The sequence below is a fragment of the Exiguobacterium qingdaonense genome (genome assembly GCF_018617855.1).
In the GTDB taxonomy this organism is placed as follows: domain Bacteria; phylum Bacillota; class Bacilli; order Exiguobacteriales; family Exiguobacteriaceae; genus Exiguobacterium; species Exiguobacterium qingdaonense.
This window is the reverse complement of the sequence record NZ_JACSKY010000041.1, coordinates 1-328: the sequence shown is the minus strand read 5'-3', so window position 1 is coordinate 328 and position 328 is coordinate 1. Positions and strand designations below refer to the sequence as shown.

At 47.9% G+C, this 328-nt stretch carries 2 tRNA genes; both read left to right on the top strand.

Annotation, left to right across the window (positions count from 1 at the left end):
- The first annotated feature begins 11 nt into the window (after positions 1-11).
- Positions 12-88 (top strand) — tRNA-Pro (locus KNP00_RS14155).
- A gap of 13 nt (positions 89-101) precedes the next feature.
- Positions 102-177 (top strand) — tRNA-Ala (locus tag KNP00_RS14150).
- Positions 178-328: the final 151 nt, after the last annotated feature.

The following is a 328-nucleotide window of genomic DNA, read 5'->3' as shown; positions in this document are numbered from 1 at the left end:
CACCATTTTAACGGGAAGTAGCTCAGCTTGGTAGAGCACTTGGTTTGGGACCAAGGGGTCGCAGGTTCGAATCCTGTCTTCCCGACCATCATCACTTATATGGGGCCTTAGCTCAGCTGGGAGAGCGCCTGCCTTGCACGCAGGAGGTCAGCGGTTCGATCCCGCTAGGCTCCACCAATTTTATTTTTTTTACAGACGAACTTTGAAAACTGAACGATGAGGCAAAAATAAGTTTTACCATTTTTGAATGAAGCGCAAGCTTCGTCAATCTAAGAGCTATATCAAATTCTTTGGAGAGTTTGATCCTGGCTCAGGACGAACGCTGGCG